The following is an 18,403-nucleotide window of genomic DNA, read 5'->3' on the forward strand; positions in this document are numbered from 1 at the left end:
GAGGTTGCGAACAGGGGAGGGTCTGGAAGCCGCCCTCGGCGCACTCTTACGGCCGCGCGCGGGCGCCCGCACCGGCTCGTCGGTCAGGCCCGCAGGGGATTGGCGCGTGCCGCCGCCAGCAGATACCAGGCGGTGGCCCCCGCGTGCCGGTACGGGTAGTAGCCGAACCCGAAACCGGTGTCGAGCGGGCTGCTCGCCGAGACGACTCCGGATTTCTCGGCCACCGCCCCGCCACCGAGGGTCTGGCCGCCGCCGAGCAGATCCTGGGCCCGCTCGATGGAGGCGATCAGCCGCCGGGCGCGTGCCTCGTCACCGCGGGTGTGCCGGTCCCGCAGGGCGAGCGCGAGGTGCGCCGTTCCTTCGAACCACACGCCGTTGCGGTCGGGCTTGGGCTGGAACTCGGCGATCGGGGCGTCCTCGTTCGCCAGGAGACTGGCGGAACTGAAGGTGACCCCTTCGTACGACTGGCCCGCGGGCACGGTGCTGTTGCGTCGGTCCGCCGTGTCCAGGACGGCCAGCTCGGTCGCGGCCCACTCCAGCGACCGGGAATGGGCGGGGGAGGCGAGGGCGAGATGGGTCCAGGTCTGGGTGTCCTCGGGGATCGGCGACTTGTTGATCGTCACGCCGTCGTTGGTACCGGTGTAGAAGAAGCCCCCGTCCGGCTCCCACATGTTCTTGACGAAGGCTTCGGCACGCGCGCGCCGCTCCCGCCACAGCCGGTCCCCGGTGAGCCGGGCGAGCCGTCCGAAGAGGCAGATCAAGTCGGTGTTGTGCTCGGTCGAGGTGAACGGCAGCTTCTCGTCGGCGCCGCTGACCCCGAACTTGTAGCCGCCGAGGGGTTCTTCGGTACGGCCGACGCGCTCGATCCACTCGCCGATCCGTACGGCGCCGGTGAGGAAGCGGCGTTCCCCGGTCCGGCGGGCGAGTGCGCTCAGCGCGATGCCGGCCCAGGCCATGTCACCCACGGCGGTGCCGGTGAAGCCGAACTGGGTGCCGACGTTGGCCGTGCCGTCCGCTCGCACGAAGCCGTACGGCTGCGGCGAACCGTCGAAGAAGGTGTACGGCCCGACGTTGTAGGCCTGACGCAGCCTGCCGTCGTCGTACACCGGGTCATGGGCCTGGGCGTAGAGCAGCGCGTCACCGAGCGCCGTGCCCCGGGACCGGCCCTCGTCGGTGCGGGAGGCGAGACAGGCCAGGATCACGAGGGCGTTGTCGTAGGTGAACGCCGTGCTGAACAGGCCGGCCTGGTCGGTGTAGCTCTGGGCGAGCCGGACGGTGCCGTGATCCGGATAGGCGTCCATGGCCGCGGCGAGGAAGGCATACGCCCGGCTCGGAGCCGAGGCTGTGCCGGCGGACGGGCGTTCCACAGCCCGCGCCATGCCGGAGCCGGCCGCGGCAAGGGCCGCGGCGCCGACACCGAGTCCGGTCCCGATGAGCGCACGGCGGCTGAACACCGGGCCTTGGCTGCCGGTCATGGGTCTCCTTGGAAGTCGCGGGTCACGGTGCGCGGCGTGGACACATGACGAGGGTGAGAGCGCTCTCATGCATGCGCGCTCATTGTGCTGTGGGGTGGAGTCCGGGTCAACGTACGGGGCATGAGCGTCAGTTGAGGAGTGAGGGGAGAGAGGAATTAAGGAGGAAGCTCGGGAGGGGTCCCGCAGGCGTGGCCGAACAATGCGGGCACCACACCCGTTCCGCGCCGGGGGAGATCAGGATGAGTGACCCCACGTCCGCTGTGCCCGCCGTACCCGCCATGCCGGAGTTCCCGCCTCCGCCGGTCAGGACGCACGACCCGCTGGCCGTCGCCCTCGGCAACGCCTCCTTGCTCGGGGTCGGTTACCTGATGCTGCGCCGGCGCAGGCTCGCCGTCGCGGCCGTTGCCGTCACCGTCGTACTCGTGTCGAGGCTCGCCTCGACCGCCTCGTCGTCGTACGAGATCGCCGTGATCGTGTGGTGGGCGGCCGTCGTCGCCCACGGCTGGTTCCTGGCGCGCAGAGGCGCCGTCCGGGGCACCGCGCGCGGTCAGCGCCTGGTCGCGCTCGGCATCACGCTGGTCGTGCTGCTGACCGTGGGGCTCGTGCGATTCGACGCCTCCAGGATCCAGCGGAGCGTCACCGAGGCCCGCGAAAGCGGCGACTGCGCACAGGTGGTGAGCGCCCAGGACAGGGTGTGGTTCGGACACCGCATCGCCGACGCCCCGCTGACCGCCCGCGGCGACGAGACCGTAGAGGCGTGCGACCGGCTGCGGACGGCCCGCGCCGAGCTGGCCACCGCGCTGAGCGGGGACACCGATGCCCTGGAGGCGGGCTTCGACACACTCGCCTCGGTTCTCGCGGAACCCGGCAACGACAAGACGGTCCAGGCGACCTTGGACGGATTCCTCGGCACCCTGCCCGCCAAGGACCCCTGCGACACGGTCACCGTCACCGACTGGCTCCGCGACCGGGAGCGGACCCACGACGTACTGGACCGGTCCGCCGACACGATCAGGCGGACCGAGCCCGCCGCGCTCGTCGGATGCGGTGACGACCTCATGGCGGACAGCAGCTGGGAATCGGCCCGGACGCACTACGAGCGGCTGCTCGACCAGTACCCCGGCGGCGACCTCGCGGACAAGGCCCGCAAGGGAGCCAGGAAGGCCACGCTGAGCATCGAGCTGGCAGGCGTCCGCGAACTGCTCGCGGGCGGGACCGACACCCAGCCCGAGTACTGCTCCAAGCCGGCGAAGTACAGCGGCGCCAAGCCCATGGGCAAGGGCACCAACCGCGCGCTGTTCTACGGCGACAACGACGCGTACGGCGAGGACTACACCGGCAGACTCCCCGGCTCCTGGAAGGCCAACGACCCCGCCAACGCCGTCCTGGTGGTCTGCATGGAACTGGAGGACTTCGGAACCTCCGTCGAGACGTGCCCGTACCGGGACAGGGACTCCGGTGCCCTCACGTACGTGAGCTTCCACAAGATCGCGATCCCGGTGAAGGTCTACGAGCTGCGCACCGGCAAGCTGGTCACCAACCGCAAGATTCAGATCAGTGGCTCGAGCTGCCCCGCGGTCATCTCGTACTTCACCTACGGCGACTCCGGCACCCCGCCGACGAACAGGTACGTCACGGAGTCCAAGTCCGATGTGCGCAACGCGTTCCGGTCGCTGGTCGTCCGGTGAGCGGCGACGCGGGCCGTCTCGCCCCCGGAACAGTTGTACGGCCGCTCCGCCGTGCCGGGCGGAGGCGCGGGCTCGACGACCTGCTGACCAGGCTCCTGACGGCCTCGCCGAGCGGTGGATCGAGAACATCCCGTGAAGGCGCCGTACGCGGTTCCGCTCGGCCAGTAGGTTCGGCCGGGGTGATCCGGAGCAACGACTGAGGGGAAACGGGTACGCCAGGGTACGACGGTCGGTGAGCGCTACCGGCTGACGCAAGGCCCTTCACGGGGGGAATGGGCGAGGTGTGGCTCGCCCGTGACCTGCTGCTGCCGAGGGACGTGGTCCTCAAGCGGCTGCACACGACCGACGCCGGCCCCGCCGTCCGACCGGCACGCGGCCGGACAGGCCCCGTCCCCCGCCCGTCACCAGGAGCCACCCTCTGACGGACACCGCCCCGCCCCGCCGTGCCCGTCCCGTCCCGTCCCGAGGCTTCCTGGTCGGAGCGGTGGCGGCCGTCCTCGCGCTGACCCTCGCCGTCCTGCTGGTCGTCGAGCTCATGGCGGGCGGTGGTCGGGAGACGGACAGGACGGTCGGGAAGGGCGGGGCGCGGGCGTCCGACTCCGCGGCGACGCCACCGGTGTCGGTGAAGGCGGAGGCCGTGTTCGGCGACCACCGCACCGCCGGCCTCTGCGCCCTGGCCGGCCCCGCCGTGCTGAGACGCTTCGGTGAGGCGGACCTCGACCGGGACTACGGCAACTTCGACCGCTGTGACGTCATCGTGGAGACGGGCGACGAAGGCTCCGTGGACGTGAAGTTCTGGTACGACAGCACCGGGCCCTCGGAGCTGGCGACGCCGAAGAAGACCGTGGGAGGCGTGAGCGTGTGGGACGAGGCGGACGACAGTGACGCCTGCGTCAAGGGCCTGCAGGCGGCCGGCGATCCCGACGTCACCGTCATGGTCGTCGCGACAGTGGACGGCGACGAGACCGACGCGCCGCTGTGCGAGATCGCCGAGACCGCCACCGGCCATGCCGCAGAGGTGCTCAACCAGGGCCGGCTTCCCCGGCGTTCGCCCGACCTGCCGGCGGACTCACTGATCCACCAGGACGCGTGCACCCTGCTCGGCGCGGACGCGCTCGAGGCCGTCCCCGGCATCGACGCCAAGGACCCGGACATCGGCTTCGGCAACTGGGACTGCGAGTGGCAGAGCACCACCAGCGACCTGTACGTCGAGCTGCGCTTCGACCGCGACCAGCCGCCGACGGCGGCCGAGGGAGGCCTGACCAGGATCGACGGCCGCACAGCCGTGGTCGAGCCGGACGTGGAGGACGCGAACACCTGCCGTATCCGGGTCGTCCACCGTTCCTACGTCCAGGACAGTTCGACCATGGTCGAGACCCTGAACCTCACGGTCGGCGGCGACCCGTCCGCCCGGCTGCTGCGCCGCCTGGCCACCCAGCTGGCCACGGCCGCCTCGGCCGGGCCCCCGCCGGGTAGACAGCGGACCGATGGAGGAGGGCCCGTGCCATTCGTACACCTGCCCGAGGACGCCATTCCCGGCGAGTCAGCCCTTGGGCAAGAACTCCAGCACCGCCGTACCAGTCGACGTCGGCCCCGCCCCCTCCTCGGGGCCGTCGTCCTGGCCGCCGCTGTTTCCACAGCCGGTGAGAACCACCATCAGGCCACAGACGGTGAGAACCACCATCAGGGCCGGCACCACCGTGACGCCGCCCCGGCCCTTGTCCGCGCTCATGCGTCAACCCCTCAACTCGTACGCCCACCGACGCCGTTGAGCCCCTGCGAGTGGGCACGCCCCTTTATACGGGCTCGTTTTGGGGAGGGGTCCCGGAGCAGACGCGGACCCTGGGGAGTGCGCGTACGCGCCCCAGAGTCCCACGAACCGAGGAGACCAGCGATGCCCCTCTCCGCCAGCCTCGCGCGCGGTGTCGCCCCCACCACGCCCGGCACCCTGCACGCCCGCACCGTCACCGGGGACCTCAGCGCCCCGCCCCGGCAGGGCCTGACGGTCCGCTTCGGGCGCGGCGAGAAGCCGGACGTGGACCTGGGCGTCGGCGTGGACGACCTGCGGGTGAGCCGACGTCACGGGGAGCTGACGTACCTCCAGGGGCACTGGTGGCTGCGCAACACAGGGCAGCAGCTCGTACGGCTGCCGCGCGGCCGGATGATGCACATGACCACCGAGCCGATCCCGCTCGCCACCGGCTACACGCCGCTGTTCGTGAAGGGCTCGGGCTACCGGGAACACCTCGTCGAGCTGTACGTGACGGGCCACGACGACCAGGGCCCGGTGTCACGCCGGCGTGCCGAGACCGTACGGCCGGAGATCTGGGCGCTCGATGACGACGAAAGGCTGCTGCTGGTCGTGCTCGGCCAGCGGTACCTGCTGTACGAGGAGGACCCGCGACCCCTGACGTACGCCATGGCCGCCAAGCAGCTCGCCTACCTCCGCCCGGACGACAACTGGAACGAGCGCAAGGTCGAGTACCGGATCGAGGCCGTACGCCGCCGCCTGGACCGCACCGGCTTCCGGTACCAGCTGATGCACGACAAGTCGCAGGGCCGCCCCGCCGACAACGGCCTGTTGCACAACCTGCTCAAGGGGTTGGTGGAGTCCACGACGCTCGTACCACCGGACCTGGACCTGATGGAGGACGACACCGCCTGGCCGGACCCCGGGCCGTGAAGGGGACGCCGGAGGCCTGGCCCACTGCGACGACCTGTTCCACGCACTGGGAGGATGGCACGGACCGCATCAGAAGAGAGGGGGATGAGCATGGCCGTGCTCGTCCTGTCCGGTGTCCTCGCGATCGTCGTCGGAGGGTGCGTGTGCGTCGTATGGGCGGCGCGGGGCGGCCCGCGCTGGGCGCGCACGGTGGCCGCTGCCACCCTGACGGCGGGCGAGCTGGTGCGCCGGGCCGGGAGCAGGGGCCGGAACTCGGGCTCCAGCTCGGGATCGGACGACTAGAGCCAGAGTCCTGACTGGGGCTCAGCTTCCTCCGGTGCCCAGTTGTGCGCGTAGTTCCGCGGCGGCGGGGGCAGCGAGGTCCCTGACCATGGCGCAGAGCTCGTCCACGGGCCGCTGCCCGCCGACGTGCAGGCGCAGCATCTCGGCGGCCGTCTCGGCGTTCTGGCCGCTGTACCGGCGGTATTCGACGAAGACCGTGCAGGTGTCGTCGCCGTTGCCCTCCGGTACGACGAAGGCGTCGTATCCGCTGAGTCTGACGAGGTCGCCATCGTCCGTGGTTTTGGGCTGGTCGCGGAAGAAGCCGACCTCCGTCTCCAGGTCGTCGACGTCGCTCGACCACTCGCAACTCCAGTTCGCGACGCCGACCTCCTCCGGCTCGGCCTTGAGACCGGGAACGACGTTCAGCGCTTTGGCGTCGACCAGCTCGCAGGCGTTCCCCCAGGCCAGCGAGTTGTCCGGGTACGGCGGGGAACGCCGGGGGAGCGGGCCCCGGTTCAGGACGTCGGCCGCACTCTGGCCGGCCACGTCGGCGACCGTGCACAGCGTCGCGCTGCCGCCGAGCACAGTGCCGTCACCCACGTTGACGCGGACCCCGACGACGGTGCCGTCGGGCGACGTCAGCAGCAGCGCGCACTCGTCGCTGTCCGGCGGCTCCTCGATGACGCCGATGTTCCCGATGGTTCTGGAGGGCTGCGACGACTCGGGTGGTGAGCCCGGGAGGAGTTGGATCGACACGTCGATGCGGGTCTTGTCGTCGGGGCGGACGAGTGTGTCGCAGCGGTCGAAGTTCCCGTAGTCCAGGTCGATTTCGGCCTTGCCGAACCGGCCGAGAGCGTCGGTGTCGGACAGGGCGCACAGGTCGGCGGTGTGCGGATCGCCGATCAGGGCCGCCTGCTTGGCGCCCGAGGCGCCCTCCTCGAGCCGGCTCCGGCCGGACTCCTGGGTGGCTTTGTCGTTGTCGCCGTCGCCGGGGATGACGACGAGCCCCAGGGCCAGTAGGACGGCGGCGCCGAGCGCCGCGGCGAGCAGTGGCCGGCGCCATCGCGGGCGCCCGGCGGACTCGCCCTCCGTGGCATCCGACTCGGGCCCGGCGATGGCCTCCAGGAGCCGCCTGACCTCGGCCGCGTCGGGGCGTTGCCGAGGATCGCGTTGCAGCATGGCGGTGAGCACGGGGGCCAGGGGGCCTACGGCGGCGGTGTCGATCTCGACGACGCCCTGCTCGGCCTTCCAGTACCTGAGGCGCTCTCTGTCCTCCGTGTCGCCTTTCTGCCGGTGGCCACCGTCCTTCTCGGTCTCGCCGCCGCGCGGTGGCGAGCCGGTGACCAGCGCGTGGAGGGTGGTGGCCAGGCAGAACACGTCCGAGGCCGGCTGGGGGACGTTGCCCCGGGCCAGTTCGGGGGCGGCGTAGTCCGGGGTGAAGCTGAACGGGCCGTTGGCCGTGATGGTCTCGGTGCCGCCGACCCGGTAGGCGGCGCCGAAGTCCAGCAGTTTCGCGGTACCGCGTCGGGAGAGGCCGATGTTGGCGGGCTTGACGTCGCAGTGGACGATGCCGGCTTCGTGCAAGGCGGCGAGGGCGTCGGCGAGTTGGGCACCGACGTGGGCCGCCCGGAGCGGAGACATCGGCGGCTGCCGGTCCAGGCCGCCGCCGGGCACGTACTCCGTGATGAACCAGTACGTGTCCGTTCCGTCCCCGTCCCCGTCGCCGTTTCCGTTCCCGTCCTGCGGCACGGTCACGACGTCGTACAGGGTCACGACGTGGGGGTGGTCGCGGAACTTGGCCATGGCACGCGGCTCGCCCAGCAGTCGCCGTACCGCGGTCTCGCGGTCGCCCTCGATCCGCTCCGGTTTCAGGGCGACGTCCTGCCCCACCACCGTGTCGTGGGCCAGCCACACGCTGCCGCTTCGTCCTGTGCCGATGACCTCTTTGAGGACATAGCGGTCGGCGAGTTCCTCTCCGGAACGCACAGTTTCCCCCTCACCCGGGTCCCGAACACGCTCGGCGACGTGCCCGCGCGCGTGGAACGAAACTACTGCGTGTGGCGATCAATACGCAGTGTCTCCCCTGAGCCTGCATCAGACGTCCTCATGCGTAGAGGCTGTGTGGGGTCGGTGAGACACCTGCGCTTCGCCCGCTGATGGCGTCGGGCCTCCGACCGCCTACCAGCGCAGCGGAAGGGTGGCGAGGTAGTTGTCGAGGAGGCCGGAGATGATCCGGTGGTCCTTGATTGAGGGGTGCCAGTCGCAGCCGAGGCGATCCAGGGCGGGATCGTCGTAGTACCAGTGGCGGACCCGGCTGTCGCCGCGCCGGTTGCGTTCCTGAACGATCCGCCGCGTGGTCCGGGCGAACGCGGTGGTGTGGGAGACGTGGGTGGCGCTGACGACGATGAACGTCCTGGGACCGTACAGGGCGCGCAGTTTGGCGACGAAGCCCTGGTAGGCGGTCTCGTAGGCGGCAACCAGGCCCTCCTCCGTGGTCCAACGCTCGCCCGGGTTCAGCGGGGTCGAGAAGTCGTTGATGCCCAGGCCGACCACGACGACCTGCGGTCGCCAGGTGTGCGGTGTCCGCCAGACGTCGCCGTCGACGTTCAGTAAGGCCCGGTCGTAGTAAGTGCGAAAGTCGGCATCGGGGCTGCTGCCGTTGTAGTTGCGGACCATGCCGAGGCCGGAGTAGGCGTTGATCTGGTAGTCGGCGCCCAGGCTCCGGGCGGTGAGGGCGCCGAAGGCGAGGTCGGCGTTGCTGTTCCGGTTGACTCCTCCGTTGCTCGAACAGTCGCGTGTTCCGGAGGTATTGCCGTAGCCGGCGGTGAAGGAGTCACCGATGAACTCGATCTGCCTGCTCCGCGGCCGGGGTCTGGCCAGGATCGCGCCGCCGGAGGCCGCGGCGAACCCGCCGAACCGGCCTGCGGCCCACGGGCTTTCCGTGCGTTTGACGAGCCGCACGGTGTGCTCGGTGTCGGGGAGGTCGTCGATCCAGGAGGTGCTCTGGCCCGGGGTCACCAGTGTCGCGAGGGTTGTTCCGTCGACCTGCACGTCGTAGTCGTTGTCGGAGTCGTCGAGGACGATGCCGACACCGGTACCGCGGAAGCGCCCCTCGAAGTAGACGCCGGGCCAGGTGTACTGCGCAGACCCAGGGACGGTCTCCTTGATCCGGCCCGCCGTGTGGAACCGGGGCCGCGCGCCGGATGCCTGCGAGGGGGAGGGGCCTGCGGTGACGAGGCCCGTGGCGGCGGCCGTGACGAAAGTCCTTCGGGACACATGACGAGGCGTCTGCATGGGGCCATCCTTTGGGGTGGTGGACGGTCGAGCAGGAAGCGGGAGAGAGTCCAGCGGGCGGTGGGAGCGCTCCCAAGTCCGGGCACTGTCGAAGGTGACCGCCACAGTGGCCGTCGTCAACCCCGCGGGAAAGCACTTTCACGTGGCCGAGGGGCAGCGCGTAGGCCGTCGACAAACATGACGGCGGGCGGAGTCCTGCTGGGCAAGGGCGTCGACGCCCTTGCGTACGCGAGCTCATACGATCGGGTGGAGTTGCCTGACCGAGGGACTGTCAGCCTTCCTCCTGGGCCTTTCTCCGCTCATGGTGTGATCATGAAAACTCCGCGATTGCACTGTGTGCACCGAACCCTCGCGCACTCGGCTGCTGCAGCTGTCATCAGCCTCGCAGTGGCTCTGACCTCGGCCTCAACCGTCGCAGCCCAAACCGCTCCAACGTCTGACTCTGGCGGAGCTGACTCTAGTTGCGAAGTGACTCACAAGCAGAAGCTGGGCCTCCAACCCATGCTTTGGGCTATCGTGTTCGGGCCCGAGGACTCAGTGGATCAGCAACATTGCAAATCTCACGCTGAAGGCCATGCTCAGAGCGAGGGCGAGGCTCGACACGAGGGCCAAGCTCGGCACGAGGGCCAAGCTCGGCACGAGGGCCAACCTCGGGTGGAGGGGCCAGCTCGGGTGGAGAGGCCGGCTCAGCTGGAGGACTAGGCCTGAAGATCGCATGCGGTGCGGCGATGCCGGTGATCGAGTTGTTGATCCGACTCAGCTCGGCGCTGACCTCTTCCCCAGGGGTCCAAGATCATCGGCAACGGCCGCCACTGAGGCCGGGCGATCGCAGCGCGCATGCCGCACGCGTGCATGATCCCGGCCGCCGTGTGGCGGACGACTGGTGGGAGCTCGCCACCGGCTACCGGCTACCGGCTGTCGGACTGGAGCGCCTCGGAAGGCGTTCGTCCGCCACTCGCGTCGGTGCGCCGACGTCCCGCGGGCATCCTTGGAGCTGCGGCCTGCCCGCCGAAGCGATCGACACGGTCGGCGCCCACCTGGCGGTGCAAGGACACACACGCCGACACGGAGCAGCGCATGACGAGCGAGCGCGTCCCCGTGCGGAACGTCGCCCAGTTGGTCATCCACCGGCCCTCCCACCTCGACCACGCGCCGGTGCGTGAATGCGTGGCGATCGGCGCGCCCGTGGAAGCCGCCCGCTGAGCACCGTGTCCGCTCCGGGCCCCCGCCCCTCTCCCGCCGCCTGCGCTTCCCGTGTCCCTGATCCGACGCCGAACCGGCGGTCCTTCGTGCGGACAGTCGCTTCCGTACCGCCTCTTGTGTGAACGCCCCGCAAGGCATGCCGGATTTACGCATTTCATCTGCTTAGCATGCAGGCTCCGCGCCCCCGGGGAACGGTGTCGCCACACAACCGCCAGGGGCGCGGACCGCGCCTGTCGGCCAGGGCTCGTTGTCGGCATGCGCTGGTGCGACTGCCCGGGGGCGACTCGCTCGTGGTGCGGTTCGTCCATCGATCCGCCCACCCGTACGAGAGGACACCAGATGGCGCTGACGTGCCGTCACAGACCACCGTCCGAGCATGCCTTCTCTCCGCACGACGCCGTGTTGCGCATCGCCGCCCCGCACATCGCCCGCCGTCGCTTCCTGACCGTCACCGCGGCGGCTGCCGCCCTGGCCTTCACCACGAACCTGCCGGCTCGTGGCGCGGTCGCCGCACCGGTGCGCGGCGCGGCGCGGATCCCCACCGACCCGTTCACCCTCGGTGTGGGCTCCGGGGACCCGCTGCCGGACTCGGTGGTGCTGTGGACGCGGCTCGCTCCGGAGCCGTTCGAGGCGGATGGCGGCTTGGGCGAGCAGCGTGTCCTCGTCCAGTGGGAGGTGTCCATGGACGAGTTGTTCGCCATCGTCGTGCAGCGGGGCACCGCCCTGGCCCATCCCGAGTACGGCCACAGCGTGCACGTCGACGTCAAAGGCCTCGATCCGGGCAGCTCGTACTACTACCGGTTCCGGACCGGCCCCTGGATCAGTCCCACGGGACGCACCCGCACCGCACCCGCCGAGGGCGCCGACACCACGCGCCTGAAGCTGGCCGCCGTCGCCTGCCAGGCCTACCAGGACGGCTACTACACCGTGCACCGGCACCTCGCGGGGGAGGACGTCGACGTGGTGTTCCACCTCGGCGACTACCTCTACGAGTACGCCGTGGACTCCGCGGGCGGAGCCCGCCAGTACGCAGCCGGCACCCTGCCCGACGTGTTCAACCGCGAGACGATGACCCTTGCGGACTACCGGATGCGCTACGCGCTCTACAAGAGCGACCCGGACCTGCGCGCCGTCCACGCCGCCCACCCGTTCGTCGTCGCCTGGGACGACCACGAGACCGAGAACAACTACGCGGACGACAGCAGCGAGAACGCCGAACCGCCCGAGCAGTTCCTGCTGCGGCGCGCCGCCGCCTACCGCGCCTACTGGGAGAACCAGCCGCTGCGCGTGGCGCAGCGGCCCCAGGGCCCCGACGCGCGGCTGTACCGCCGGCTCCACTGGGGCACGCTCGCCCAGTTCGACATCCTCGACACCCGCCAGTACCGCTCCGACCAGGCCTACGGCGACAGGCCGCACGTCCCGGGGCCGGAGTCCGACGATCCGGCGCGCTCCATGACCGGGGACGCGCAGGAGCGCTGGCTGATCGACGGATGGAGGGCATCCACCGCGGTGTGGAACGTGATGCCCCAGCAGGTGTGCTTCTCGCAGCGGAAGTTCGACCTGAATGCCGAGGCGAAGGTCTCCATGGACGCCTGGGACGGCTACCGCGCCTCCCGCGACCGGATCGTCGCGGGAGCGAAGGCGGCCGGTGTCGACAACTGGATGGTCCTCACCGGCGACGTCCACGTCGGGTACGCCTTCGACATCAAGGACGACTTCGACGACCCGCGATCCAGAACCCTGGGCACGGAGTTGACCTGCACCTCCGTCGCCAGCGGCAGCGACGGCGCCGAGAAGCCCGCCAACTGGGACATCTACATGCAGGCCAACCCCCACCTGCAGTTCTACAACGGCCAACGCGGCTACGTCCGCGTCGAACTCGGACGGCAGACGGCCCGCGCCGACTTCAGGACCGTCTCCACCGTCACCACGCCCGGTGCGCCCATCACCACCGCCGCGTCCTTCGTCACCGAGGCGGGCGCCCCGGGTCTGAAATCCGCCTGAGAAGCCCGGGAGCGGCTCGCCGGTCGCCAGGTGCCCTTCGCCGTACTGCACATGGCAGCCCCGAAGTCCCCCAAAGCGCGAAAGACCTTCGCCTCGGACATCGTTCCGGGCCTTACCGGCAAGGCCGCCTATGACTTCGCCACAGTCTCACCCGCACCAAGAAAGAGGTACACCGCATGGTCGGCAGACATGCCGCGGGCAGGCGCCACGCCGCCCTGACCGCGCTCGGCACCCTCGTCCTCACCGGGATCCCCGCGGCCGCGGCGGCCCAGCCGCCACCGGCGCCAGGACCCCCGCCCTCCGCCGCCCAGACCCTCGGCGCCGACAAACCGTCGGCCCAGGTGCTGCGGGCCATGGAACGCGACCTGAGGCTGACGCCGTCGCAGGCGGTCACCCGGTTGGTCAACGAGGCCGAGGCGAGCACCCGTGCGGGCCGCCTCCGCAACGCGCTGGGCGGGCACTTCGCCGGAGCCTGGGTGCGCGGGGCGACCTCCGCCGAGCTCACCGTCGCAACCACCGACGCGGCGGACGTGCCCACCATCCGCGCCCAGGGCGCGAAGGCAGCGGTCGTCAAGACGCCGTTGAGCACCCTGAAGTCCGTCAAGAAGAAGCTGGACGCGGCCGCCGTACGCGTCAGGACCCGCGACACGCCGGTCTGGTACGTCGACGTGCCGACGAACCGGGTCGTCGTCGAGGCGACGAAGCGGTCGGCCGCCACCGCCTTCATCAAAGCCGCCGGCCTCAAGGGCCGAGGCGTGGCCGTCCGGATCTCGGCGAACCGGCCCCGGCTGCTGGAGGACATCGTCGGCGGCGACGCCTACTACATCAACGGCTCCGCCCGCTGCTCCGTCGGCTTCTCCGTCACCAAGGACCAACAGCAGGGCTTCGCCACCGCGGGCCACTGCGGCAGGGCCGGTGCCAGGACCACGGGCTTCAACATGGCCGACCAGGGCACGTTCCAGGCGTCCACGTTCCCCGGCAAGGACATGGCCTGGGTGGGCGTCAACAGCAACTGGACCGCCACGGCCGACATCAAGGGGGAGGGCGGCCAAAGGACACAGGTCGCCGGCTCGGCCCAGGCGCTCGTCGGGGCGTCGGTCTGCCGCTCCGGCTCCACCACCGGGTGGCGCTGCGGCACCATCGAACAGCACGACACGAGTGTCAGCTACAACCAGGGCACCGTCGACGGCCTGACCCAGACCACGGTGTGCGCCGAACCGGGCGACTCCGGTGGCCCGTTCGTCGCGGGCGCCCAGGCTCAGGGCGTCACCTCCGGCGGCTCGGGTGACTGCACCACCGGCGGGACCACGTACTACCAGCCGGTCAACCCGATTCTCAGCGACTTCGGTCTCATCCTGACGACCGCGTCCGCCCAGACCGACACGCCCGCTCCGCAGGACAACGGGGCGGCCAACGCGTGGGCCGCCGGCCGGGTCTACGAGGTCGGGGCGACGGTGACCCACGCGGGTGTGCGCTACCAGTGCCTGCAGACCCACCAGGCACAGGGCGCGTGGTCGCCGAACGGCACTCCTGCCCTGTGGCAGCGGATGTAGGAGTCGTACGGCTCTTCGGGTGCGGGGGCGCCGCTCCCGCACCGTCCGCTGCCGTTCTCCTGCTACTGCGCCTACTCTTCCGCGAGGAACGCGTACGCGGTGGACACGAACGGGTCGCCGGCGCGGAAACGGCGGGTGCACAGCGCTGCCAGGGCCGTGCCGGTGTCGGGCCGGAAGCCCAGGAACGCCTGCTGGCCGAGGGTGGCCCCGCCGTGGAAGTACATCGGCCCGGCCTCGGTGGGATGCCGGAACCACGCCACGGTGTGCACGTGCCGGTGCCCCAGACCGCGTCGGAGCACCGGCGTGCGGACGGACCGCAGCGCACCTGCCACGGGTGAGCCGGACGGGTCGAGGTGGGCTTCGAGGAAGGTGAGCAGGTCGTGCGGGGTGGCACGGACGGCCCCCGCCGCCTGGAAACCGCCGGCGTCGAAGGCGGGGACGGGTGTGCGGCCGTCCTTGCCGTGTCCTGCGGCATCGATGTGCGGGCCATGGGCCCGCAGGGCTATGTCGCTCAGGGCGAGCGGACGCAGGACGTGCTCGGTGAGCAGGTCCCCCCACGCTCTGCCGCTCACTGCCGCGACGGCATGACCGAGCACGGCGACCCCGAAGTTGGAGTACCGCCACCGGGTGCCGGGCCGGTGCCTCGGGCGGTGCCGCAGGAAGGCGTCGATCACTCGCGCCGGTGGGTAGCGGGCGTAGGGGTTGGTGCGCCAGGCGGGCAGGGCGCGGGCGACGAAGCCGGCCGGCACAGTGGGCAGTCCGGACGTGTGGGTGATGAGGTGGGCGAGCGTCACCGGCGCCGCGTCGGTCCGCCGGGCCGGGTCCAGGCAGGCGATGGCCGGCTCGCCCCCGGACAGCAGGCCGCGCCGGATCAGCTGGGCCAGCAGCAGTCCGGTGAACGTCTTCGAGGCCGACCCGAGTTCGTAGCGCAGGTCCTGACGGGGGGTCGGCGGGGGCGGGGCGGTGCCACCGCAGTGGATCGCGCGGCGGCCGTGCCGGGAGACGGCGAAGACCACGTCGGGCGCGTCGGCGGAGTCGACGGCCGCCTCCAGCCGCTGGTGCAGTTCCTCGGCGTCCGTGCCGGTGGCTGCCGAGGGGGCGCTGGGCGTACTGGCGCCGTCGGTGCCAAGGGAGTCCTCCCCGTCGTGCGGGTCGCCCGGCCAGGGCGTGGTGCGGCCGGTCATGAGGAGGCGTGCGCCAGTTCGGTGAGGGCGCGGGACGTGGCCAGTACGGAGGCGAAGGCGGCGACCAGCGTCGGGTGGTAGAGGATGTCGAACACCTCCTCGGGATCGCCCTCGGGCATGGTCCGTACGGCGGGCATGGCACCGTCGGGCTGCTGTGCGGCGGCGAAGCCCTCCCAGGCCCGCTCGTCGAGGGTGGGGCGGGGCAGACAGGCGTCGACGACGAGGAGTTCGCCGAGCAGGTCCCAGCGCTTCAGGTCCAGCCAGTCGTCGATCCAGACCGGCAGCCACGTGGCCAGGTAGTCGGCGATGTCCGGCGGCAGGCCGTCGGGGTGCTCTCCCCAGTCGGTGAGGTGGAACACCGCGTGGGTGACGTCGTAGGCGATGTGCCCGGAGACAGTCCAGGGCTCGGGCGTGCGGCCCAGCCAGGTCGCGCCGACGAGGTCCGCCTCGGGCGGGCGGGACGTGAGGCCGAAGCGGCGCTGGAACGCGGCCAGCCCGAGGCGTCGGGTCGGGTACAGCTCGAGGGACGCCCAGCTGTTCAGCCCGTGGTAGAGGACGGTGGCACGCTCCACCTCGGGCTCGCTGTACCCGAGTTCCCTGTACGGGAGGTACACCTCGAACGGGATGGGCGAGAGCGGCTCGATGCGCTGGCCCCGTACCAGCATGCGGCCGCCGTCCAGCGTGTGCCGCCACGTGTGGTCCAGCAGCCGACGCGCCAGTTCGGCCTGCCGCGATCCGGCCACCCCCTCGCGGAACAGGACCCTGCAGATCAGGGCCAGTTCGCCGACCGGTTTGAACCGCTCCAGGAAGCCCACGTCCGGATCGACGTCGGGTTGCAGGCGGAATCCGTCGCGATGGGCCCACAGCCACTCCAGGGCGCGGACGCCGACGGTGTGTATCAGACGGGTGTCGGTCATCCGGGCACTCCTTGTTCCCCGTACCGGTTCTGGGTGGCGCCTGCGTCCGGCCAGAGGCCGGCCGAGTCCTCGTCGCCGGTGAGGCGCTCGACGGTCAGTGCCGCCGCGAAGGCGGCCATCAGGGTGGAGTGATAGCAGTGGTGGAAGTCCGGCTCGGGGGCCGCGCCCACGTCCTCCTCGGGGAGCGCGCCCGAGTCGTACCGCGCCCGCGCGATCCGTGCCCAGGCGTCCTGAAGTATCACGGAGTCGGGCGGGCCCGGGAGGCTCCCGGCCACGACCAGCAGTTCGCAGCCGAGGTCCCACATCCCGGCGTCCAGGCAGGTGTCGAGCCACGGTGGCAGCCAGTCGGCCAGATAGGCGGCCAAGCCGGCGGGGACGCCCTCGGTGGTGCGGCCCCAGTCGGTGAGGTGGAAGACGACGTGGGTGAGTGCGTACCCGGAGGGGCGCTCGAACGTCCATGGTTCCGGGCGGCCGCCGAGCCAGGTGCGCCGCAGCGCCTGCGCGGACTGCTCCGGTCGGTGGATGCCGCTGCGCCGCTCGGCTCGCAGAACGCCGAGCCGGCGGGTGGGTTCCTGTTCGGTGCTCCGCCAGCCGCGGGTGCGGGCCACCGTGGCGGCGGCGGCCTCGTACCCGGCGTGCCGGAGCCCGGCAGCGGCGAAGACGGAGTACACCTCCAGGGGGTACGTCGCGAAGGGCTCCAGCCTCTGCAGGTGCAGGAACAGCTGGCCCCGGCCGGTCTGCTGCCAGGCGAACCTCAAAAGGTCGGACACGCACGCGTGCACCGGGTCCGACGGCGCGGTGTGCAGACGTATGCTCGCGCATGTCTGAGCCAGTTCCCCGAGCGGTTTCCAGGTGAGGTCGACCTGGCCGTCGGCGGTGAGCGCGTCGTCCCCCAGCGCGAAGTCGCCGCGGTGCGCTGACAGCCAGGCGAGCGCGGTGGTCTCCACCTCCCGGATCTTCTGGACGTCCACAGCGGTCATACGACCGCTCCGGCCCATCGCATCGCCCATGCCGCCTCCACCTGGAGGGCGACGCGCGGGTCGTTGCCGCCCATCAGCTCCACGAAGTCCAGCCCGGCCTCCAGACCCAGTTCGTCAGGCACCCCGTCCAGCAGGGTCAGCCAGCGTCCGGCCCCGGCGGCCTGCTGCCAGTCCCTGCGGCGCACCGCCCGTACGAAGCCCCGGGCGACGTCGACCGGGCGGCGCCGGGCCGCGCGGGCCACCGCGCAGTCCTCGCCGGGCACCGCCAGAGGAGCCAGGACGGCGAGTTGGCGCGTCAGGAACTGCCAGGTCGCCCCCTCGAGCCAGTCGGCGTCGGGTGCCGCACCCTCGTCACCCGCGGGCGAGCCGGTCAGGGGCGCATCGAGCCGCCGTAGCGTGCGACGCATGGCCCAGTGGCTCCACACGACGGTGGGGGCCGCGTTCGCACGGGGCGGGAATGCCTCCACGCTCTGCCGGAACACACTGAGTGCCTCCGGGGCGGGCGGGGTGTGGGAGAGGACGTGCGGCAGCAGCAGGTCTGCTCCCATCACGCGTACGGCCGCGACGCCGAGGCCTCCCGCGAGGCCGTCCACCGCGCCGGTGCCGGACACCTGGACGTGGTCTCCGCCGCGGAGGGCGGAGACCACGTCGGACGCCAGGTCCTGCACCGCGCCCTGCAAGAGGGCAGAAGTGCCTGACTGCTCCATTCGGCTGCTCCCGTCGGCTCGTTCAGCCCTTCTTGGGGCGGGGGGTCGGCGGCGACAGCAGCAGTGTGGTGTCTGCGGAGAGGATTGCCAGAGCGGCGCATTCCCGGCTGTCGCGGTAGACGCCGTCAGGCTCTGCGGGGTCGAGTGCCGCCTCGACGTCGACGCTCCGTATACCGGTGAGTTCCTCGATCGCCTTGTCCGTGGAAGGCATACGACCATCTCCTCGGGGTTTGCCATCAGCCTTCGACTTCAGATCATCACATCGACACAGAACGCGCAAACTGCCACATGGATCACAATAGATAACTTATTCAACATTTGTGACATTTGCTGCATGGTGCGGGCAACCGGTCGACGGACGTGCAAGGGAGGGCTGGGCCGAGCCCCGGCCAGGGGCGGTGGCAAGGGCAGAAGGGGTTCCGCAACTCCCGGCCACTCGAGTGGAATTGATGCT

At 71.0% G+C, this 18,403-nt stretch carries 14 protein-coding genes; 6 read left to right on the forward strand and 8 right to left on the reverse strand.

What is annotated here, in order from left to right; translation table 11 throughout:
• Positions 1-83 precede the first annotated feature (83 nt).
• On the reverse strand, positions 84-1,475 hold the full coding sequence (locus CLM62_RS07690; RefSeq protein WP_095749100.1) for a Tat pathway signal sequence domain protein: 1,392 nt from the start codon (positions 1,473-1,475) through the stop codon (positions 84-86).
• A 239-nt stretch (positions 1,476-1,714) separates the two neighbouring features.
• Here CLM62_RS07690 and CLM62_RS07695 point away from each other — a divergent pair, with 239 nt between their 5' ends.
• The 3 genes from CLM62_RS07695 (at position 1,715) to CLM62_RS07705 (ending at position 6,128) form a co-directional block, all read left to right on the forward strand.
• Positions 1,715-3,163: a hypothetical protein gene (locus tag CLM62_RS07695; protein WP_143658971.1), complete on the forward strand. Its 1,449-nt coding sequence runs from the start codon at positions 1,715-1,717 to the stop codon at positions 3,161-3,163.
• 1,894 nt (positions 3,164-5,057) lie between these two features.
• The gene (locus tag CLM62_RS07700) at positions 5,058-5,846 is read left to right on the forward strand and encodes an FHA domain-containing protein (protein ID WP_095749179.1); all 789 of its coding nucleotides are present in this window, start codon (positions 5,058-5,060) and stop codon (positions 5,844-5,846) included.
• 90 nt (positions 5,847-5,936) lie between these two features.
• Positions 5,937-6,128: a hypothetical protein gene (locus CLM62_RS07705; protein ID WP_095749180.1), complete on the forward strand. Its 192-nt coding sequence runs from the start codon at positions 5,937-5,939 to the stop codon at positions 6,126-6,128.
• 21 nt (positions 6,129-6,149) lie between these two features.
• Here CLM62_RS07705 and CLM62_RS07710 read toward each other — a convergent pair whose 3' ends face one another.
• Together CLM62_RS07710 and CLM62_RS07715 are read right to left on the reverse strand one after the other, a co-directional pair.
• Positions 6,150-8,093, reverse strand: a complete 1,944-nt coding sequence (locus CLM62_RS07710; protein ID WP_095749102.1) for a serine/threonine-protein kinase — start codon at positions 8,091-8,093, stop codon at positions 6,150-6,152.
• Positions 8,094-8,285: 192 nt separating this feature from the next.
• Positions 8,286-9,401, reverse strand: coding sequence for an SGNH/GDSL hydrolase family protein (locus CLM62_RS07715; RefSeq protein WP_095749103.1), 1,116 nt, complete (start codon positions 9,399-9,401; stop codon positions 8,286-8,288).
• Between the two features lie 1,077 nt (positions 9,402-10,478).
• Here CLM62_RS07715 and CLM62_RS51180 point away from each other — a divergent pair.
• The 3 genes from CLM62_RS51180 (at position 10,479) to CLM62_RS07730 (ending at position 14,161) form a co-directional block, all read left to right on the forward strand.
• Entirely contained in the window at positions 10,479-10,604 is a 126-nt protein-coding gene (locus CLM62_RS51180; protein ID WP_257003712.1) for a hypothetical protein, read from the forward strand.
• A gap of 339 nt (positions 10,605-10,943) precedes the next feature.
• Positions 10,944-12,608, forward strand: coding sequence for an alkaline phosphatase (locus CLM62_RS07725; protein WP_095749105.1), 1,665 nt, complete (start codon positions 10,944-10,946; stop codon positions 12,606-12,608).
• A gap of 176 nt (positions 12,609-12,784) precedes the next feature.
• A complete protein-coding gene (locus CLM62_RS07730; protein WP_095749106.1) occupies positions 12,785-14,161 on the forward strand; it encodes an alpha-lytic protease prodomain-containing protein in 1,377 nt (458 codons plus the stop codon).
• 71 nt (positions 14,162-14,232) lie between these two features.
• On the opposite strand, the gene CLM62_RS07735 is transcribed toward CLM62_RS07730, so the two are convergent.
• The 5 genes from CLM62_RS07735 to CLM62_RS07755 are packed head-to-tail and all read right to left on the reverse strand — an operon-like array spanning position 14,233 to position 18,160.
• Complete coding sequence (locus tag CLM62_RS07735) at positions 14,233-15,345, reverse strand: serine hydrolase (RefSeq protein WP_095749107.1); 1,113 nt, start codon at positions 15,343-15,345, stop codon at positions 14,233-14,235.
• Positions 15,342-16,262: a hypothetical protein gene (locus CLM62_RS07740; RefSeq protein WP_095749108.1), complete on the reverse strand. Its 921-nt coding sequence runs from the start codon at positions 16,260-16,262 to the stop codon at positions 15,342-15,344. Before CLM62_RS07740 ends, CLM62_RS07735 begins: the two co-directional genes overlap by 4 nt.
• A complete protein-coding gene (locus tag CLM62_RS07745) occupies positions 16,259-17,242 on the reverse strand; it encodes a hypothetical protein (RefSeq protein ID WP_257003713.1) in 984 nt (327 codons plus the stop codon). The genes CLM62_RS07740 and CLM62_RS07745 overlap by 4 nt, the downstream gene beginning before the upstream one ends.
• A complete protein-coding gene (locus CLM62_RS07750; RefSeq protein WP_095749109.1) occupies positions 17,239-17,949 on the reverse strand; it encodes a hypothetical protein in 711 nt (236 codons plus the stop codon). Before CLM62_RS07750 ends, CLM62_RS07745 begins: the two co-directional genes overlap by 4 nt.
• Positions 17,950-17,971: 22 nt before the next feature.
• Entirely contained in the window at positions 17,972-18,160 is a 189-nt protein-coding gene (locus tag CLM62_RS07755) for a hypothetical protein (RefSeq protein ID WP_095749110.1), read from the reverse strand.
• Positions 18,161-18,403: the final 243 nt, after the last annotated feature.

Origin of the sequence: Streptomyces sp. SA15, from assembly GCF_002291145.1 — a bacterium.
Taxonomy (GTDB): Bacteria; Actinomycetota; Actinomycetes; order Streptomycetales; family Streptomycetaceae; genus Streptomyces.